Source organism: Ornithinimicrobium jinqii (assembly GCF_045032595.1).
Classification (GTDB): domain Bacteria; phylum Actinomycetota; class Actinomycetes; order Actinomycetales; family Dermatophilaceae; genus Ornithinicoccus.
Window position 1 is genome coordinate 46392 of record NZ_JBJFZS010000011.1, and the last position, 19693, is coordinate 66084.

The window sequence follows — 19693 nt, forward strand, 5'->3', positions numbered from 1 at the left end:
GTGCGCGCCCTGCTCGTCCTCGTCCTGCACGACCTGCGCCAGCACCTGAGCGACCGGTCGGTCATCCTCTTCGCCGTCGTCATCCCGCTGGCGCTGTCGGCCGTGTTCAGCATGGCCTTCGCCGGGGTGAACGACCCGCAGCTGGAGCCGGTGACGGTCGCCGTCGCGGCGCCCGAGGGCGACGAGGCCGCGGCAGCCGTGCCCCAGGTGCTGGCCGGACTGTCCGAGGCGGGGATCGACGTCACGGTGCTCGACGTCGGGGCCGACGCGGTGGCCTCCACCGTCGCGTCCGGCGAGGCGCAGGTGGGCGTCGTCCTCCCGGACGGGTATGGCGAGGCGCTGGCCACCGGGTCCGGCCCAGAGGTGCAGGTCGAGGTGGGCGAGGACGCCGGGCTCGGCGGAGAGGTCGTCGTCGGCGTCGTACGGAGCACCCTCGCTCGGGCGGACCGCGACGCCACGGCGGTCGCGGCCGGTGCCGAGCTGGGTCTGGACGAGGCGCAGCTGCAGGCGCTCGTCGGGGAGCTGTCGGCACCGACCGAGCCGGCCTCGTGGTCGGTCCGGGGCGTCACCGGGGGGCAGCTGTCGCTGTCGGCGGGGATCGTGGCCGGTCAGGCGGGGATGTTCCTGTTCTTCACCGTCGGCTTCGCGGTGCTGACCCTGCTCACGGAGCGGGAGTGGGGGACGCTCGCCCGGGTCCGGTCGACGCCGATCCAGCCCTGGCTCGTCCCCCTCGCCAAGGGGGTCGTGGCCGTCCTGCTCGGCACCGCGTCGACGACCGTGCTGCTCGTCGCGGGGTCGTTGTTCCTCGACGGTGTCGAGTTCGGGTCCTGGCCGGCGGTGCTGGTGGTCGTCGTGGGGACGGTCGTCGCGGCCACCTCGGTGATGGCCCTCATCATCAAGCTGGCCGGGACGGCCGAGCAGGCCAGCCTCATGCTCTCGATCGTGGCGATCTCGCTGGGCGTCACGGGCGGCACCTTCTTCCGGGTGCCCGACGAGGGGCTGATCGGTCAGGTGCTGGCGGTCAACCCGGTGGCGGGTCTCGGGCGTGGGCTGAGCATCACCGCCGGAGGCGGTGGGCTGATGGAGCTCGGGTCCGTGCTGGCCATGCTCGGCGGCTTCGGTGTGGTCATGCTGCTGCTCGCCCGGGTCGTCCCCGGCCGGAAGGACCCGCTGTGAGATCCGTCGTCAGCATCGCTGTCCACGAGCTGAGACGCTTCCTGGCCGACCGGTTCAACCTGTTCTTCGTCCTCGTGCTGCCGATGATCCTCGTCGTCGTGCTCGGGCTGCAGGCCACCTCCCAGACTCCCGGGCGCGTCGGAGTCCTGGACGGCGGGGAGGCCGGCGGCTCCGGTGCTGCCGGCGGCCTCGCCACCGTCCTCCTCGAGCAGCTGGAGGCGACCGGGCTGGAGGCCACTGCCTACACCGACCCGGAGGAGCTGGACGCCGACGTCACCGGGGGCGTCCTCGACGTGGGGGTCGTCGTCCGCCCGGGCGAGCCGGCGCAGCTGGAGATGGTCGCCCCGGGAGGGGAGGCTCCGCCCGGGCTGGACCAGCTCGTCCGTGGTGCGGCCGACGAGGCGCTCGCCGAGCTCGGCCGCAGCCGGGTGCTCGTGGGCACGGGGTCGTCCGCCGCGGACGTGGCCGCGGCCCTGGAGCGGGCCGGTGCGGAGCGGGAACCGGCGACGGTGGACGTGCGCTCGACCGACCCGGTGATGCAGGAGTTCGCCTCCATGGGGCGCTTCGACATCGGTGCCGGTGGACAGCTGCTGCTCTTCGTCTTCCTCAACACGCTCACCGCGGCCAGCGCGACGATCCAGGCGCGTCGCAGCGGGGCCTTGCGGCGGGTGATGGCTGCGCCGGTGACCGCGCGGCAGGTCGTGGCCGGGCAGGCGCTCGGCCGGTTCGTCGTCGCGGCGTTCCAGGGCGTCTACATCATGGCTGCGAGCTCGCTGATCTTCGGCGTGGACTGGGGCAACCTTGCCGTCGTGTCGCTGGTCGTGGCCGTCTTCGGCCTCGTCGCGGCGGGCGTGGCCATGCTCATCGGCGTGGCCATGGACAGCGAGGGCGTGGCCAGCGGGGTCGCCGTGGGGGCCGGGCTCGTGCTCGCCGCACTCGGCGGCTGCATGGTGCCCCTGGAGTTCTTCCCCGACGCGATGCGCCGTGTCGCCTACCTGACGCCGCACGCCTGGGCCTACGAGGCGATCGCCGAGGTGCAGCGGCGCGGCGGCGGGCTGGTGGAGGTACTGCCCCAGCTCGGGGTACTGGCCGCGATGGCCGCGGTGGTGCTGGCGCTGGGCGCCTGGGCGCTGCGCAGGAGCCTCGGCCGGGTGATGTGACACCGGCGCCGGCCGGCGGACCGAGACTCCGGTCGGCGTGGGCGACGAGTCGGGTCGGCGCGGGCGACACCCCGGTGTCCGACGTGAGGCTGACCCACCGGGCGACTCAACCCGTGACTGACCCACCGGGCGACTCAACCCGTGACTGATCGGCCAGGTGGATCAGGCTGACGTCCTGCGCTGGCACCCCGGAGCGTTCTACGCGGTCCCGACCGGAGCCGCGTCGTCGCTCTCCACCGGACCCGCGCTGTCGGCCATCTCCGCGTCGATGTCCACCGCCGCGCCGCTGAACTGCGCGGCGTGCAGGCGTGCGTAGGCACCCAGGGCCTCGAGAAGCTCCTCGTGCGTGCCCTGCTCGACGATCCGTCCCTGCTCCATGACGAGGATGAGGTCGGCGTCGCGGATCGTGGAGAGCCGGTGGGCGATGACGAAGCTCGTGCGGTCGGTGCGCAGCCGTGCCATGGCCTCCTGCACGAGGAGCTCGGTGCGGGTGTCGACCGAGCTTGTCGCCTCGTCGAGGATGAGCAGCGAGGGCTGCGACACGAACGCACGGGCGATCGTGACCAGCTGCTTCTCCCCGACGCTGATCGAGGATCCCTCGTCGTCGAGGACGGTGTCGTAGCCGTCCGGCAGGTGCTGGACGAACCGGTCCACGTAGGCCGCCTCGGCCGCCGCGTGGACGTCCTCGTCGGTCGCGCCGGGGCGGCCGTAGGCGATGTTGTCGCGGATCGAGCCCTCGAACACCCAGGCGTCCTGCAGCACCATGCCGATCCGGTCGCGCAGGTCGTGCCGGGTCATCGTCGTGATGTCCCGCCCGTCGAGCGTGATCCGGCCGCCGTCCAGCTCGTAGAAGCGCAGGATGAGGTTGACGAGCGTCGTCTTCCCGGCACCGGTCGGCCCGACGATCGCCACCGTCTGCCCCGGCTCCGCCACGAGCGAGAGGTTCTCGATGAGCGGCTCGGGGCCGTAGGAGAACGACACGTCCTCGAAGACGATCCGGCCCCGCGGCGCCTCCACCGGGGCTGCGTCCTCCGGGTCCGCGCGCTCCTGCTCGGCGTCGAGCAGCTCGAAGACCCGCTCGGCCGAGGCCACGCCGGACTGCAGCAGGTTGGCCATCGAGGCGACCTGGGTGACCGGCTGGGTGAACTGTCGGGAGTACTGGATGAAGGCCTGCACCGACCCCAGGCTCAGCTGGCCGTTGGCGACCTTGAGGCCCCCGACCACGGCGACGAGGACGTAGCCGAGGTTCCCGATGAAGAACATCGCCGGCATGATGATGCCGCTGATGAACTGGGCCCGCCAGGTCACGTCGTAGAGCTGCTCGTTGGTCTCGCGCATCGCCGCGGTCACCTGCTCGCGCCGCCCGAAGACGGTGACGAGCTCGTGCCCCGTGAAGGCCTCCTCGATCTGCCCGTTGAGCGTGCCGGTGTGCTTCCACTGCGCCTTGAACAGCTTCTGCGAGCGGGTCGCGATCGCCACCGTGACCAGCACCGACACCGGGATCGTCCCCAGCGCGATGAGGGTCAGCGTGGGGCTGATCCACAGCATCATGGCCAGGATCGCCAGCACCGTCACGAGGGCGTTGAGCAGCTGCCCGAACGTCTGCTGCAGCGTCTGCTGGAGGTTGTCGAGGTCGTTGGTGACCCGCGAGAGAATCTCCCCGCGCGGCTGCCGGTCGAAGTAGGACAGCGGCAGCCGGTGCAGCTGGTCCTCGGCCTCGGCGCGCAGGTCGCGCACCGTCCACATGGAGATCCGGTTGACGATGCGGACCGAGACCCACATGAGGAGGGCGGAGACGAGGTAGAGCGCGACCACCTGCAGCACCACCACGGCCAGCGCGTCGAAGTCGACGCCCTGCCCCGGCACGAGGAACGGGGTGCCGCCGACGAGGTCGGCCAGCCGGTCCTGGCCCTGGGCGCGCAGCCCGGCCACGACGTCCCCGACGGGCACCCCGGCCGGCAGGTCCCGCCCGATGAAGCCGGCGAAGACGATGTCGGTCGCGCGGCCCAGGACCTTGGGGCCGAGCACGCTGAGCACGACCGCCGCGACGGTCAGGCCGACGCTCAGCCCGATGAGCAGCCGGTAGGGCGTGAGGCGGACGAGGAGTCGGCGCGCCGACGCGCGGAAGTCCGACGGCTTCTCCACAGGAGCGCCGAAGCCGTGGGGGCCGCCGCCGGGACCACGGTGGGGGCGCACCGGACGCTCGGGCGCGCTCGCCGCGTCGGTCTCGGTCGTCTCGGACGTGCTCACGCCGCCACCCCCTGCTCCTGGGACCGGGCGATCTCGGCATACGTCTCGTTGGTCGCCAGCAGCTCGTCGTGGGTGCCGACGCCCACCACCCGTCCGGCGTCGAGCACGACGATCTGCTCGGCGTCGACGATCGTGGAGATGCGCTGGGCCACGACGATGACCGTCGAGCGGGTCGTGATCGGCCGCAGCGCCGCCCTCAGCCGCGCGTCGGTCGCCAGGTCGAGGGCCGAGAAGCTGTCGTCGAAGAGGTAGATCTCCGGCTCGGCGACCAGGGCGCGGGCGATGCACAGCCGCTGCCGCTGGCCACCCGAGACGTTGGTGCCGCCCTGGGCGATCGGGTGGTCGAGCCCCTCGGCGAAGGCACCGACGAAGTCCTGCGCCTGCGCGACCCGCAGCGCCTCCCACAGCTGCTCGTCGGTCGCCTCCGGGTGGCCGAAGCGCAGGTTGGTGGCGACCGTGCCGGAGAAGAGGTAGGGCCGCTGCGGCACCAGCCCGACGCGCGACCACAGGTCCGCCGGGGCGAGGTCACGCACGTCGACCCCGTCGACGAGCACCTGACCGCCGGTGACGTCGGCGAGGCGCGGCAGCAGCCGCAGCAGCGTCGACTTCCCCGACCCCGTCCCGCCGACGATCGCGGTCGTCGTGCCCGGCCGGGCGGCCAGACTCACGTCGTGCAGGACCGGTGCCTCGGCGCCCGGGTAGGCGAAGTCCACCTCGCGCAGCTCCACGATCCCGCGCAGGCTGCCGACCTGCACCGGTTCGGCCGGGGTCACCACGCTGGTGGCGGTGTCGAGCACCGCGCCGATCCGCTCGGCCGACACCGAGGCTCGCGGGATCATGGTGGCGACCATCGTCGCCATCATGATCGACATGAGGATCTGGATGAGGTAGCTGATGTAGGCGGTCAGGGCCCCCACCTGCATCGCCCCCGACTCGACCCGCTGGGCGCCGAACCAGATGACGCCGACGCTGGACAGGTTCATCACCAGCATGACGAACGGGAACATGAGCGCCATCAGGTCGCCGACCTTGAGGCCGACCCCGGTCAGCTCGGTGTTGGTGCGGTCGAACCGCGCGCGCTCGTCGGCCTCGCGGGTGAACGCCCGCACCACCCGGATGCCGGAGATCTGCTCGCGCAGCACCCGGTTGATCGAGTCGAGCATCGTCTGCTGCGCGCGGAAGAGCGGGACCATCCGGGCGATGACCAGCCCCATCCCCGCCAGCAGCACCGTGACGGCGACGGCGATCAGCCACGACAGCCCGACGTCCTGGCGGACCGCCATGATGACCCCGCCGACCCCCGTGATCGGCGCCGCGACCAGCATGACCAGGGACATGAAGGTGAGCATCTGGACCTGCTGCACGTCGTTGGTGCTGCGGGTGATGAGCGTCGGCGCACCGAACTGGCCCATCTCGCGCGTGGAGAAGCTCAGGACGTGGTCGAACACCCCCGCGCGCAGGTCCCGGCCCAGGCCCATCGCGATGCGGGCGGCACCCCAGACCGCGGAGATCTGGGCCACCACCTGCAGGGCGCTCGCGCCGAGCATGACCCCGCCCACCCGCCAGATGTATGCCGTGTCGCCCCGGGCGATCCCGAGGTCGATGATGTCGGCGTTGAGGGTGGGCAGCCAGAGGCTGGCGACGGTGGCGACGAGCTGGAGGGCAAGCACCACGAGCACGAGGCCGAGGTAGGGCCGGAGCTGACGGCGCAGGAGTCGGATGAGCACAGTCGCATTGTGCCTCGCCCGACTGACAGGAGGACGCGGATCCTCTAGTGCCGGGCCCCCAGCACGTAGGGCACCCCGGTGTGCCGCGACGTCTCGTCGAGGAGCCGGGCGATCTCCGCCGGGCGTCGACGGCCTCCGTCCCGCAGCACCGCGTCGGCCCCCCGCAGCAGGAGCACGGTCCCGGCGTCGGCGGCCTCGGCGAACTCACGCTCGATGCGCCGTCGGGTCTCGTCCGCGTCGGTGCTCACCAGCGGCGCCAGGTCGACCGTGCGCGCGACCGTGAGTCGCTCGCGCGCCAGCCCGGTCGCCCGGGCCACCGCCCTGGCCGCCGGCAGCACCTGCGGCGGACGGGCGGTCGAGGTCTCGAGCACGATCCGGTGCACCTCGAACTCGGCCGGCTTCGACGTCGCCAGCCCGACGAGGAGCACGGCGCGGCCCTCCGCGCGGTCGCCCGGCGTCGTCGTCGAGCCGTCGCACCGGACGAAGAACGCCTGCTCGGGCTGCTGCCCCGCGAGGGCCCCGCGCAGCCACAGCGCGGTGAGGAACTCCTCCGCCCGCCGACGGATCAGGTCGTCCAGCCCCGGGTCGGCGCGACGCTCGCGCACGAACGCCATACCGTCCTCGAGGGACTCGAGGACCTGGTCGGTGAGCCGCCGGACGGGGAGGTAGCGCTGCGCGGGCTCGGCGCCGTCGCGCGCCCCCAGCACCCGGACGCCCCGGAGCACCGTCCCCCGGTCCTCGACGGTGCGCACCGGGTTGATCCCCCCAGCCGTCAGCAGCTCCGCCTCGCGGTCGTCCAGCGCCGTCGTCGTGGAGTCCACCCCCACCAGACCACCGCGTGCCCCCGCCGGGGAGGCCCACACCCCGTCCGTGGCGTCGACGCGCGCGAGCACGCCCGCGACGGCCCCGCTCGGTGGCACCGTCCTCTCCCCGGCACGGAGCCACGGGTGGTATGCCGCGACGCGCTCGCGCGCAGAGTGCACCCGGTCGGTCGTCCGGACCGCCGTGGCGGCGTCGGCCCCCTCGGGCAGGTCGAGGAGGAGCACGGCGCGCTCCTCGGCGCAGCGGGCGGCCGCCAGCTCGACCGCCAGGTGGTCCTCGCTGGTGACGCCGGGCAGGACGAGCACCGTGAAGCGCCCCGTGATCGCCCGCAGCCCACCGGTCCCCGAGGTGGGGACCACCTGGTCGGCGGCCGGCCCCGCGGCCCGGACGACCACCGCCTCGGCGCCGCCGTTGACGAAGAACAGGGAGACGGCCTCGTCGAGGGCCGAGGGGTCGGCCGCGGCGAACGTCGCGCGGTAGTCGTCGAGGCCGGTGACGCGCACGGGCGTGCCCACCGGTCCTCTGCCGGTCGCGCCGACGAAGGCGGTGAGCGACGTGGCGGCGGGCCGGACGGGGTCGAGGGCGTCGGGAGGCATGCCAGCATTCAAGCGCTTCTGGCCGGGCAGGGGAAGAGACCTGCCCAGGAGGTCTGGCAGGCTGCCCCCATGACAGCGCAGCGCGGGGAGGTCTGAGTGCGGTGCAGACGTTCCTCCCCGTCTCCGACTTCGCCGAGAGCGCCCGCCTCCTCGACTCCCCCCGTCTGGGCAAGCAGCGGGTGGAGACCCTGCAGGTGCTGCGGGCGCTGGAGCTGCCCGACTACGGCTGGGCCTCCCACCCCGCGGTGCAGATGTGGCGTGGCCGAACCCCTGCGCTCGTGGCCTACGGACTGGTCATGGTCCAGGAGTGGCGCGAGCGAGGGTTCGCCGACAGCACTTCCCCGCTGATCGCCGAGTTCGCGCCCCAGGTCGTGGGGGTGCCCCAGGTCGAGCTCTCCCGCGCCGGGCTCCTGCCCTCGTGGGTGGGCAGCGAGGAGCTGCACCGCTCGCACCGGTCCAACCTGCTGTCGAAGGACCCCGCGTTCTACCGCCCGGTGCTCACAGCGCGGTTCGGGCCGGAGCCGGACGACCTTCCGTACGTGTGGCCGGGGCCGGACGACATCACCCCACCACCCTCGCCCGCCGGAGCCCGGGTCTGGGTGGTGCGGCCCCGCACGCACGAGGAGCTGGGTGCGTGCCTGGCGGCCGGTGTCGTGGGCCTGGGCACCCGGTCGGGCATCGACGTCGACGCGACCGGGACCGCGTGGTGCCCCGGTCGGCGGCGCGGTACCCGGCGACGCTGCAGGATCCGCGGGCCCTGTTCGCGGTGGTCGTCGACCCCGCGGTCGTCGACCCGTGGTCGTCGACGGACGTCAGGCCTGGCGCAGTGACCGCGCCTTCTGCACGACCCTCTTGACGGACGGCAGTCCCTTGGCCCACACGGTGTACAGGGGGGACAACGGGTAGTCGTACGTCCCGGCGAGCTCGGTCTCGTGGCTCGCGAACCCGCGCTTGAACGTGCTGACCCCGTCGTTGAGCAGCCCGTTCATGTCGTAGAGGCTGATGCCCTGCTCCTTGCAGCTGGTGATCGCATGCCACTTCAGGGCGTAGTTGGCCCGCAGGCTCTGCCCGAGGGTGTTCATGCCGCCGTAGAGCTCGAACGCCGTCCGCGCACTGGCAGCGAGCCAGACGAAGGCGAGCGGCAGGTCGTCCTGGTAGGCCGCGAAGACCACGGAGGCGTCCCCCAGCTTGTCGTGGACGTCGTAGTAGTAGGCGTCGTCGTGCAGGGCGAAGCCGGCCCTGCTGGCTGTCTCGTGATAGACGCCGAGGATCGCGGCGAGGTCCTCGCGGGCCGTGACCCGGCGGATCTCGAGCCCCTCCCGGCCGGACTTGCGGATGTACTGCCGGGTCTTCTTGGCGGCATCCGCCAGGAGCTCGTCCTCGGTCCTGGTCAGGTCCAGGATCAGCGTCTGCGGGATGAGGATCGTGTTGGTGGAGTGCTTCCACCCCTCGTGCTCCAGCGTCGTCTCGGTGTCGGGCTCGATGCTGATGAGCGTCCCTGGGAGCTCCTGCGCGCAGTGGTCGCGGAGCGCGTCCAGCACCGGCTTCTCGTAGCCGTCCTTCCAGACGGGCCCCCTGGGGACGTAGTCGAGCCGCCGGAACGGTCCGGGGAGCGGCCGCACCAGGATCTGCGCCGCACCGACGACGGTGTCCTCGTCGTTCCGGAAGAGGACCCTCTGGACCCCCCAGTGGTACGCCGTCTTCAGCTCCCCCCAGCCCCACAGCTGCAACGGGTGGCCGCCGAGATCCGTGATGGCATCGTCCCACGGGGTCTGCTCGTCACACGTCCTCCCGACAACCATGGGCCCGACTGTACAGCGAGGACGTAGGGGGTCCGGAGCCCTGCGCTCCCGCCCGCAGGCGCCCGGTGGGCACCCGTGGTCAGGCCAGGTGGTCCGCGAAGGCGGCGATGCCCTCCTCGCCGAGCACCTCGCCGGGCAGCAGCGGGATCTCCACCACAGGGAGGCCGGGCAGCGCCGAGGTGAGCTGCCTGAGGTAGCCGTCCTCGATCACCCGGCGGGCGGCCAGCAGCTCGCCGCCGTCTGCGGGAGAGCGCTTGTTGACGACGAGAGCGGCGACCTGCATCCCCGAGCGTGTCAGCTGCTCGTGCAGCTCGATCGTCTCCAGCACCGGCAGCCGCTCCGCCGCGAGGACCGCGACGAACGACGTGCGCTCCGGGTCCTGCATCACCTCGCGCAGGCGACGGAAGCGCTTCTGCCGCCGGTCCAGGATCTCCCGGATCTCGGCGTCCCGCCGGGCCCGTCGGTCCTGGGAGCGCGCCGGCCCGATCGTCGTCACGCCGGTCGCGTCGCCCCGGCCGAAGCGGCTCGTGCCGATCACGTCGGCCGCCGCCCGGTCGTCCGCCTCGAGCCCGCGCAACGCGGCCCCGAACCGCGCGGAGCGGTCCTGCCGGTTCAGCAGCCCCTCGGTCCAGGCCTGCATGAGCTCGGGCAGCGAGATGAGGCGCGAGGTGTGGCCGCTGGGCGCGGTGTCGAAGATGATCAGCTCGTCGGGGGTCCGGCCCTCGACCACCTCCGCGACCCGTTCGAGGACAGCCGCCTCGTGCGTGCCGGGGGCGTCGCGGGCCAGCTCCAGGTGCTTGGCGACCTGCCCCTGCAGGTGCTCGGGCATGAGCCGCTGCATGGTCGCCCCCACCGCGCGCAGGTGCTCGTCGGTGGTGCGGGCGGGGTCGATCTCCAGGCCGCGCAGCAGCGGTGCCAGCTCGACCGGCCGGTCACCGACGGTCCGCCGCCACAGGTGGCCGAGGTTGTGCGCCGGGTCGGTCGAGACCACCAGCGTCGGCCGGCCCGCCCGCGCCTGCGCGAGCCCGAGGGCCGAGGCGACGGCGGTCTTGCCCACCCCGCCCTTGCCGCCGACGAAGAGGACCTCGCGGGAGGCAGCGAGATCACGCAGCGCGTTCGACATACCGAAGGAGTCCTTTGCTCAGCAGCACGAGAAGTGGTCGAGGGGGGAGCGGTCCAGCCCCATCCGGCGGTGCCAGTCGTGGAACTGCTCGTAGACGACCGGCAGCAGCTCGATCGTGTAGTAGCTGGCCGGGTTCGGCACCCCCAGTGCCTCCGCCATGACGATCACCAGGAACAGGTCGTCCTCGTCCTGCTGCGCCCGGGCGAAGGTGCGGCGGTAGGGACCTGAGTAGAAGTCGCGCAGCCCCGCAGCCACCTGCGAGAGGCGGCCACGGGGCTGCGGCGGGGTGTGCGGCATACCTCGAGGGTATGCCGTGCGCGCTCAGTCGTGCGGCGGGTGGTCGCCCACGTGCTCGACCTCGCGCCCGGACAGCGCCAGGAGCTCGGCGTCGTCGTCGCCGTCGTAGTCCTTGGCCTTGCGCATGGCGCTGATGGCCTCCACGAAGACCCACAGGGCGGCGACGAGGATGACGACGTCCAGGGCGAGGAGGAGCCAGTTCTCGTCCCGGTAGAACGTCCCGAGCTGGATGAACAGCGCGTAGATGGTCATCACCCCGACGAACGCCAACGGGATCAGGGCGGGCAGTGCGGTCCGGCCACGACGCAGCAGCATGATCGCGATGATGGACAGCGTCAGCGCCGCGAGCAGCTGGTTGGTCGTGCCGAAGAGCGGCCAGATGAGCATGCCGCCCGACCCGTCCGCACCGGCCCCGAAGGTCAGGGCCAGGGCCACGCCGACGGCGATCAGGGTGGCGACGACCTTGCCCAGGCGGACGCCGGCGATGTCCCCGATCTCCTGGACGACGAAGCGCTGCAGGCGCACGCCGGTGTCCATCGTCGTGGCGGCGAAGAGGATCGCGGTGGTCGCCAGGATGGTCGCCGACAGCGACTGCGACAACCCGAGCCCGGACTCCACGATGGCACCGCCACCGGAGACGAAGGCCCCCACGCTCCCGGCGCCGAACGCGGAGTAGGTCTCCTCCCAGGCCGCCAGGCTGGCGAACCCGGCGGTGGCGGCGATGATCGCGCCGAGGGCCAGCAGACCCTCGCCGACCGCGCCGAAGTAGCCGACGAAACGGGCGTCGCTCTCCTTGTCCAGCTGCTTGGAGGTGGTGCCCGAGGAGACCATGCCGTGGAAGCCGGAGATGGCGCCGCAGGCGATGGTGACGAACAGCAGCGGGACGATGTTGGGCGTGCCCTCGGGGAGGTTGGTGTTGTAGGCCGGGGCCACGATCTCCGGGCGGGCGATGAGCACCGCGCCGTAGAGGATGCCGAGGGCGATGAACAGCTGCAGGCCGTTGATGTAGTCGCGCGGCTGGAGCAGCACCCACACCGGCAGCATCGAGGCGACGCCCGCGTAGACGAACAGCAGGATGATCCAGACCGAGTTGCTGGGCAGGCCCAGCATCGTCTCCGGGAGGGAGAGCGGCACCTGGTCACCGATCCAGATGAGGCTGTAGAGCGCGACGACGCCCACGACCGAGACCACCGGCAGGCTCCACTTGAGGCGGTAGATCGCCTGACCGACGAGCACGGCCACGATCAGGGCGCCCCAGGTCGGGATGACCGCCGTGGGGGTCGCGACCAGCAGGTTGGCGATGACGACCGAGAAGGCCGCGTTGACCATCAGCAGCAGCAGGAAGATGACGACCAGGAACAGGTTGCGTCCGCGCACGCCGATGTAGCGGCCCGACAGGGCGCCCATCGACTGCCCGCGGTTCCGGGTCGAGGCCCACAGCGCCCCCAGGTCGTGCATGCCGGCGAAGAAGACGGTGCCGATGGTGACCCACAGGAAGGCCGGGAGCCAGCCCCAGATGACGGCGATGGCCGGACCCACGATGGGGGCGGCGCCGGCGACCGAGGTGAAGTGGTGGCCCCACAGCACGTACTTGTTCGTGGGGACGTAGTCGACACCGTCCTCCAGCTGGTGGGCCGGGGTCGGGAGGGAGTCGTCGAGGGCGTAGATCCGGGTGGCCAGGTACTTCGAGTAGAGGAAGTACCCCGCGAGGATCATCGCCACGCCGATGACGGCGAGGGTCAGGGAGTTCATGCTGCTCAGTCCTTCGGGAGGCTGCGTTGCGCTCAGGATGGGGGACTCTCGCACGTTAGCCCCAGGGTGCTGACGGTCCGACGACGGGGTCGGTGGAAGACGAGGGATCGTTACGAACTCGTGACCTGGCAGCCGCCTGCGGACGCTGTACGCACGTAGAGTCGGTTCCGCGCGCGTCAACCGGCGCGCGACGTGCATCAAGGGAGATAGACGCGTGATTCAAGCATCTCGGGGGACAACCCCTCGCCGTGCTCTCGCGGGTGTCGCAGCGCTGACCATGACGGGGGCACTCTTCGTGCCGCTGTCGGCCGGCGCCTCCGACTACCTGGCACCGGGGTCCCCGGCGCCTGAGAGCAAGATCCAGGGCAGCACCATCAGCGGCGCCGAGCTGGCGCCGCACGCCTTCTTCGTCCAGTTCGCCTCCGCTCCCACGAGCGAGGGAGGCTCGCTGTCGACGATCCAGGCCGAGCGCAACGCCTTCCTCAGCGACGTCGAGCAGGCGGGCGTCGAGCTCGAGGTCCGTTCCGAGTTCGGCACCCTGTGGAACGGCGTGTCCGTCAACACGGACGAGGGCAACCTCCTCGAGCTGGCGTCCTCCGGCGTCGTCGAGGCGATCTTCCCGATCGGGGTCATCGAGGCTCCTGAGGAGCCCGAGGCCACCACGATCGACCCTGAGATGTTCACCGCGATCTCGATGACCGGTGCCGACATCGCGCAGAGCGAGCTCGGTCTCACCGGTGCCGGCGTCCGCGTCGGCATCATCGACACCGGCATCGACATCGACCACCCGGACCTGGGCGGCAACGGCTCCAGCGGCACCACCGCCTTCCCGTCGGCCCGGGTGACGCACGGCTACGACTTCGTCGGAGACGCCTTCGACTCCGACCCGAGCACCGACGCCTACAGCCCCCAGCCGATCCCCGACGCCAACCCCGACGACTGCCAGGGTCACGGCACCCACGTCGCCGGCATCGTCGGCGCCGACGGCGAGGTCGACGGTGTCGCCCCCGGCGTCACCTTCGGCGCCTACCGCGTCTTCGGCTGCGACGGCTCCACCGAGTCCGACATCATGCTCCGCGCGATGGAGCGGACCCTGTCCGACGGCATGGACGTGGTCAACCTGTCCATCGGCTCGGCCTTCACCGCGTGGCCGCAGTACCCCACCGCACGGGCCACCGACGCACTCTCGCGTGAGGGCGTCATCGTCACCGCGTCGATCGGCAACAGCGGCGCCAACGGCCTGCACTCCGCCGGCGCTCCCGGCGTCGGCCTGGACACCATCGGTGTCGGCTCGGTCGACAACGTCGCCTACCGGGCCAGCACCTTCCTCGACGAGAACGGCGAGCCGGTCCCGTACGCGCCGTTCTCCGGTGTGCCGGCGCCCCCCACCTCGGGCACCGCCACCGTCGTCGCGGTCGCCGCGCCGGGCACGGCCGAGGCTCGCGCCTGCAGCGATGCAGCCGGCACCAGCAACCTGGAGCCCTTCGCCGCACAGATCGAGGGCAACGTCCTGTTGATCGAGCGCGGCGTCTGCACGTTCTACTCCAAGGCACTCAACGCGATGAACGCCGGCGCCACGGGCGTCATCATCTACAACAGCGGTGCTGGCATCGTGACCGGGACGGCTGCCGGCGACCCGCCGGTCACCATCCCGGTCGTGGGCGTCACCCGCGCCGACGGCCTCGCCCTCGTGGCGGACGCCATGGCGGACGGCAGCACCACCATCACGTGGACCGCCGAGCAGATCAGCGCCCCCAACCCCACCGGTGGCCTGATGAGCTCGTTCAGCTCCTACGGCACCACGGCCGACCTCACCTTCAAGCCTGACGTCGCGGCGCCGGGCGGGTCGATCTACTCGACCTACCCGCTGGAGGAGGGGTCCTACGCGACCCTCTCCGGCACCTCGATGGCGGCCCCCCACGTCGCCGGTGCTGCGGCCCTCATGCTGGAGGCCCACCCGGACCTTCTGCACGAGGAGCTGCTCCGGCGCCTGCAGAACACCGCCGAGGTCCTGCCGTTCAACCTCGCGCCCGGAGCCGGTCTCGAGGTCGTCCACCTGCAGGGTGCCGGCATGATCCAGGTCGACGAGGCCATCCTGGCCGACGTCGTCGCCTCGCCCGGGCTGATCCAGCTGGGTCAGCAGCTCATCGGTGAGACGTCCACGAACACCATCACCCTCACCAACACGGGGACCGAGAGCAAGACCTTCACGGTCGAGCACACCCCCGCCGTCTCCACCGAGGGCACGGCCAACGACTTCGGCTACTACCTGGACGCGGCCACCGTCGTCGTCCAGCCCGTGGTCACCGTGCCGGCCGGTGGCAGCGCCACCGTCCCGGTCACCGTCACCCCGCCCGAGTACGGCATGACCTTCGGCGGCTACATCTCGTTCGACGACCCGACCGGCATCGACTACTCGGTCGCCTACGGCGGTTCGTCCTTCGACCTGCAGGACCGCGAGGTCCTCGCCGACATGGTCAACGCCGACGGCAGCACGCTCCTCGAGCTGCCCGCGCTGCTCGAGCTCGCCACCTGCGACCGCTTCCTCGGTGTCGACTGCGTCGACCCGAACGGCGACTACAACCTCGTGGGTGAGGGCAACGTCTACGAGATGGCCGGCAACGACGTCCCGACCGTGGCGATCCACTTCGAGCACCAGGCCCGCCGCATGGAGTGGGAGGTCTACCGCGCGAACGTCGACGGCACCAAGGGTGCGTCGGTCGGCGTCGTCACCGAGGTCGACTACCTGGGCCGCACCTCGACCCGCAACGGGATCTCGGCGTGGACGTGGGACGGCATGTACGTCAACGAGAACGGTGCGCGTGAGCGCGTCACCTCCGGCGACTACATCCTGGACGTGCGCGTCACCAAGGCCAGCGCCTGGAACGACGACCGGGAGGCGGGCGTCGAGAGCTGGACCAGCCCGTTCTTCACCGTGGCCTGGGAGGGTGACTCCACCACGGACACCCTGTCGGTGACCCGCGCCCTGGGCACCGACCGCTACATGGTCGCGTCCGAGCTGGCGGTCGAGAACTTCGACGCCGGCGTGGAGACGGTCTACGTCGCCAACGGTCTGGTCCACCCGGACGCGCTCGCCGGTGGCGCTCTGGCCGCGGCGAACGGCTCGCCGGTCGTCCTGGTCAAGCCGGGATCGATCCCGGCGTCGACCCAGATGGCGCTGCAGCAGCTCCAGCCGCAGGAGATCGTCGTCCTGGGTGGCGAGGCCGCCGTGTCCGACGCGGTGGTGGCCCAGCTCGAGGCTGACTACGCCCCGGTCCGCCGGCTCGCCGGTGCCAACCGCTACGCCACCTCGGCCGCGGTCTCCGGTGAGTACGACGCTGCGAGCACGGTGTTCATCGCCAGCGGTGAGGACTTCCCGGACGCCCTGTCCGCCTCGGCGGCCGCGGGTGTCCTGGACGCTCCGCTCATGCTGGTGAAGTCCGACTCCGTGCCCAACGTGGTCGCTGAGGAGCTGGACCGGCTGCAGCCGCAGCGGGTCGTGCTCGTCGGCGGGCCCGCAGCCGTGTCCGACGATGTGCTCACCGCCCTCGCCGCCTACGGCGACGAGATCGAGCGCATCGGCGGGGCCAACCGGTACGAGGTGTCTGCGGGTGTCGCCACCCGGTTCTTCGAGGCCCCGGCCGACCACGCCCTGGTGGCCACCGGTCTGAACTTCCCGGACGCCCTGGCGGCCGGCCCGGTGGCGGCGAAGCACAACAGTCCCGTCCTCCTGGTCAAGCAGGACGCCGTCCCGGCGGCCGTGCTCGGCGCCATCGTCGACCTGCGGATCCAGGAGATCACCATCGCCGGTGGCTACGCGGCCGTCGACAAGTCGGTCGAGGACCACCTGAACGGTCTCGTCTACCCGTGAGGTCCCTGACCCCACGGTGAGATCGTCACCAACGAGGCCCCCGCACCCCTCTCGGGTGCGGGGGCCTCGTGCTGTGCCCGGCCTCAGTGCTCGATCGTCAGCGACCCCAGGCCGGTGACGACGTCCACGCTGTGCGGCGACGCCGGGTCGGTCTCCACCAGCACCGACGGTGAACCGGTCTCCGTGGTGACGTCCACGGCATACGCGGTCCCGCGCGGCAGGACCACCCGCACGTCCCCGAGGCTGGTCCGCACGTCCACCGAGTCCGGCGGCTCCTCGAGGGCCAGGTCGACGTCGCCGACGGAGCCGTGGACCTCCACCCGTCGCGGAGCGCCGTCGACGCGCACGTCGCCGAACGCGCTGCGCACGACCGCCTCGCCGGTCACCCCGGAGAGCGCGACGTCCCCAAAACTGGACCGCACGTCCACCAGCGTCCCGGCGGGCACCGTGACGACCCAGTCGCCCCAGCAGTTGGTGGCGGTGCCCCCGGGGCAGTCGAGGGACAGGGTGGCCGCGCCGTCCCCGACGAGGATCTCCTCGTCGGGCTCGACGAAGGACCAGCGCGTCTCGAGCACGACGCCGGGGGCCGCCGTGCCGGTCGCCTCCTCGACACGCACGTCGCCGGCGGCAGAGTCGATGGTGAGGGTGGCCAGGTCGGCGGGCAGCGCGCGCTGCACGGTGGCTCGCTCCTGCACCATGTCGGGCACCGCGGCGAGCGCACCGCCAGCGGCCAGCAGCACCACCAGCGCCGTGCCCCCGACCCTCGCCCACCGGTGCTCGCGGCGGAAGCGCGGGGACTGGGGGGAGGGGTATGGCGCGGGGCCGGCGTAGGGCGCGCGTGCCGGGTCGACCGTGTCCTCGGGGGGCCAGGGGCGGGTGGGGGTGGTGGTCATGACTCGTCGTTCCCGTGGTCGAGCCACTTCATGACGGCGAGCACACGGCGGTGGTCGTCCTCGGTCGGCGGCAGGTCGAGCTTGCTGAAGATCGAGGACACGTTCTTCTCGACGGCACCCTCGCCGATGAACAGCTCGCGCGAGATCGCGCTGTTGGTGCGGCCCTGGGCCATCAGCCGCAGCACGTCCTGCTCACGGGGGGTCAGACGCGACAGCGGGTCGGTGTGCCGGGCCCGCGACATCAGCTGGCTGACCACCTCGGGGTCGAGGGCGGTGCCGCCGGCCGCGACCGTGCGCAGCGCGTCGATGAACTCGCCCGTGTCGGCGACCCGGTCCTTGAGGAGGTAGCCGACGCCGCGGGGGCGGCCGGCGAGCAGCTCGGTGGCGTAGGTCTCCTCGACGTACTGGCTGAGCACCAGCACCGCAACCTCGGGCAGCTCGGCACGGACCACGAGCGCGGCCTGCAGGCCCTCGGCGGTGAACGTGGGGGGCATGCGCACGTCGACGACGACGAGGTCGGGGCGGTGCTCGCGGACCGAGGTGAGGAAGGTCTCCGCGTCGGGGCAGGCGTCGACGACCTCGAACCCGGCCGCCTGGAGGAGGCGCACGAGCCCCTCGCGCAGCAGGACGGAGTCCTCGGCGAGGATCACGCGCAGGCGCGGCCCGGTCTCGGCGGCGGTGGTGGTCTCGGGGTCGGTGGCGTGGTCGGTGGGGGTGCTCATCGGGTCCTCCTGGGACGGGTCGGCAGGGAGATGGCGACGGTCGTGCCCTGACCGGGCGGCGAGTGGACGGTCAGCTCGCCGTCCACCGACGCCACCCGCTGGCGCAGCCCGGTGAGGCCGGTGCCGTTGCCGACCACCGCCCCGCCGCGGCCGTCGTCGGTGACGGTGATCGCGACCCGGTCGCCGGCGGGGGTCGGCTGCAGGCGGAGGGCGACGTCCGCGCGGGTCGCGCCGGCGTGCTTGGCGACGTTGGTCAGCGCCTCGGAGACGCAGAAGTAGGCGATCGCCTCCACCGACGGGTCGAGCCGCGCGGGCAGCTCGTTGCGGACGGCGACCGCCACCGGGCTGCGGGCGGCGAGCGCGGAGACGGCGGCGTCCAGGCCGCGGTCGGTCAGGATGGGCGGCACGATGCCGCGGGCGACCTGACGCATCTCCACGATGGCCTCCTTGCTGGAGGCGTGGGCCTCGTCGAGAAGGGCGCTGGCACCCTGCGGGTCGGTGTCGAGCATGGTCCGCGCCAGACCGAGGGTCATCGCGATCGAGACCAGCCGCTGCTGCGGGCCGTCGTGGAGGTCGCGCTCGATGCGCCGCCGCTCGGCCTCCACCGAGTCGACGGTCTCCTCCCGCGAGGTGGTCAGGGTCTCCATCCGCCGGCTCATCTCGCGCAGCTGGAGCTGGGGGTCGACGCCGAGCAGCCACCGGCCGAGCGCGACGTCGACGTGGGCCAGCCCGGCGGCGAGGAAGGGCAGCACCAGCAGGGTGACCAGACCGACCAGCCCCGAGACGGCATACCCAAAGGGTCCGTCGACGCGCACCAGCCCGAGCAGCCGCAGGCCGGGGTCCGGGGCGAGGGGGGAGAGGAGCGGGGCCGCCGTGAGGACGATCGCGACCGACAGCAGCGTGATCAGGAGCGCGCCGGTGAGCAGGCCCCAGATGCCGTGGAGGCCGGCCCAGGCGATGGCCTGCAGGCGCGGCTGGTCCAGGCCGAGCACGCGGCGCCAGGGAGCCGCGGTGCTGGGGGGCGGCGGACCCACGTCGACGCCCGTGAAGACGAGGAGCATCCGGCGCTGGAGGCGTCCGAGGAGCCACGCCGCCCAGACCGCCGGCGCGAGCAGGAGCAGGCCGCTGAGCGCGGCGGGCAGCGAGAACAGCCCGGCGACGGCGACGACGAAGACCACCAGCGTGAGGACCCCGGTGAACAGGCCCAGGCCCACCATCGCCACCGACCACCAGCCCTCGACCCAGCGCCGGAGGAGGCCGCGGCGCGACCCGGGCACGGCAGCAGGGGTGGAGAACACGGAGGGGGAAGGTGCGCCGGGCCCGATGTCGGAGGGTCCGTCCTGGTGGACGACGAAGGTCATGACCTCACGGTATCGACGGCGGCGCAGCGCGGGCAGGGTGGCGACCACCGGACGTGCGGGGGGACAACCCCCGAGCCACCCGACACGGAAGGGCGCGCCGGCCCGTGACGAACGGCGCGCCCTTCCTGCCCGCACGCTCTC

14 protein-coding genes are annotated in these 19693 nt (G+C 72.3%); 4 read left to right on the forward strand and 10 right to left on the reverse strand.

Annotated elements, in window-relative coordinates:
- Complete coding sequence (locus ACI3ET_RS04685; protein ID WP_405031803.1) at window positions 1-1176, forward strand: ABC transporter permease; 1176 nt, start codon at window positions 1-3, stop codon at window positions 1174-1176.
- Entirely contained in the window at window positions 1173-2336 is a 1164-nt protein-coding gene (locus ACI3ET_RS04690; protein ID WP_405031804.1) for an ABC transporter permease, read from the forward strand. The genes ACI3ET_RS04685 and ACI3ET_RS04690 overlap by 4 nt, the downstream gene beginning before the upstream one ends.
- Before the next feature lie 198 nt (window positions 2337-2534).
- Here the strand turns inward: ACI3ET_RS04690 and ACI3ET_RS04695 are convergent, their stop codons facing one another.
- From ACI3ET_RS04695 to ACI3ET_RS04705, 3 genes are read right to left on the reverse strand one after another with little or no spacing between them, the layout of a single operon-like run.
- Complete coding sequence (locus tag ACI3ET_RS04695; protein WP_405031805.1) at window positions 2535-4586, reverse strand: ABC transporter ATP-binding protein; 2052 nt, start codon at window positions 4584-4586, stop codon at window positions 2535-2537.
- Window positions 4583-6313 (reverse strand): ABC transporter ATP-binding protein, encoded by a 1731-nt coding sequence (locus ACI3ET_RS04700; protein ID WP_405031806.1) that lies wholly within the window; start codon window positions 6311-6313, stop codon window positions 4583-4585. Before ACI3ET_RS04700 ends, ACI3ET_RS04695 begins: the two co-directional genes overlap by 4 nt.
- A 44-nt stretch (window positions 6314-6357) precedes the next feature.
- Window positions 6358-7731: a phage tail sheath subtilisin-like domain-containing protein gene (locus ACI3ET_RS04705; RefSeq protein WP_405031807.1), complete on the reverse strand. Its 1374-nt coding sequence runs from the start codon at window positions 7729-7731 to the stop codon at window positions 6358-6360.
- Window positions 7732-7832: 101 nt separating this feature from the next.
- Between ACI3ET_RS04705 and ACI3ET_RS04710 the strand changes: the two genes are divergently transcribed.
- The gene (locus tag ACI3ET_RS04710; RefSeq protein ID WP_405031808.1) at window positions 7833-8561 is read left to right on the forward strand and encodes an MSMEG_6728 family protein; all 729 of its coding nucleotides are present in this window, start codon (window positions 7833-7835) and stop codon (window positions 8559-8561) included.
- On the opposite strand, the gene ACI3ET_RS04715 is transcribed toward ACI3ET_RS04710, so the two are convergent.
- From ACI3ET_RS04715 to ACI3ET_RS04730, 4 genes are all read right to left on the reverse strand, one after another.
- Window positions 8544-9533 carry a lipid II:glycine glycyltransferase FemX gene (locus ACI3ET_RS04715; RefSeq protein ID WP_405031809.1) on the reverse strand — a complete coding sequence of 330 codons (990 nt, stop codon included), beginning with the start codon at window positions 9531-9533 and terminating at the stop codon, window positions 8544-8546. The genes ACI3ET_RS04710 and ACI3ET_RS04715 overlap by 18 nt on opposite strands.
- Window positions 9534-9612: 79 nt before the next feature.
- Window positions 9613-10656, reverse strand: coding sequence for an ArsA family ATPase (locus tag ACI3ET_RS04720; protein ID WP_405031810.1), 1044 nt, complete (start codon window positions 10654-10656; stop codon window positions 9613-9615).
- Window positions 10657-10674: 18 nt separating this feature from the next.
- On the reverse strand, window positions 10675-10953 hold the full coding sequence (locus ACI3ET_RS04725) for a cory-CC-star protein (protein ID WP_405031811.1): 279 nt from the start codon (window positions 10951-10953) through the stop codon (window positions 10675-10677).
- Window positions 10954-10977: 24 nt separating this feature from the next.
- A complete protein-coding gene (locus tag ACI3ET_RS04730) occupies window positions 10978-12705 on the reverse strand; it encodes a carbon starvation CstA family protein (RefSeq protein WP_405031812.1) in 1728 nt (575 codons plus the stop codon).
- A gap of 277 nt (window positions 12706-12982) precedes the next feature.
- Here ACI3ET_RS04730 and ACI3ET_RS04735 point away from each other — a divergent pair, with 277 nt between their 5' ends.
- A complete protein-coding gene (locus ACI3ET_RS04735; protein WP_405031813.1) occupies window positions 12983-16576 on the forward strand; it encodes a S8 family serine peptidase in 3594 nt (1197 codons plus the stop codon).
- A gap of 83 nt (window positions 16577-16659) precedes the next feature.
- Here the strand turns inward: ACI3ET_RS04735 and ACI3ET_RS04740 are convergent, their stop codons facing one another.
- Genes ACI3ET_RS04740 through ACI3ET_RS04750 form a run of 3 tightly spaced genes read right to left on the reverse strand, consistent with a single transcriptional unit; the run spans window position 16660 to window position 19552 of the window.
- Window positions 16660-17469, reverse strand: coding sequence for a DUF4097 family beta strand repeat-containing protein (locus ACI3ET_RS04740; protein ID WP_405031814.1), 810 nt, complete (start codon window positions 17467-17469; stop codon window positions 16660-16662).
- Window positions 17466-18191 carry a response regulator transcription factor gene (locus tag ACI3ET_RS04745; protein WP_405031815.1) on the reverse strand — a complete coding sequence of 242 codons (726 nt, stop codon included), beginning with the start codon at window positions 18189-18191 and terminating at the stop codon, window positions 17466-17468. Before ACI3ET_RS04745 ends, ACI3ET_RS04740 begins: the two co-directional genes overlap by 4 nt.
- Entirely contained in the window at window positions 18188-19552 is a 1365-nt protein-coding gene (locus ACI3ET_RS04750) for a sensor histidine kinase (protein ID WP_405031816.1), read from the reverse strand. Before ACI3ET_RS04750 ends, ACI3ET_RS04745 begins: the two co-directional genes overlap by 4 nt.
- Window positions 19553-19693: the final 141 nt, after the last annotated feature.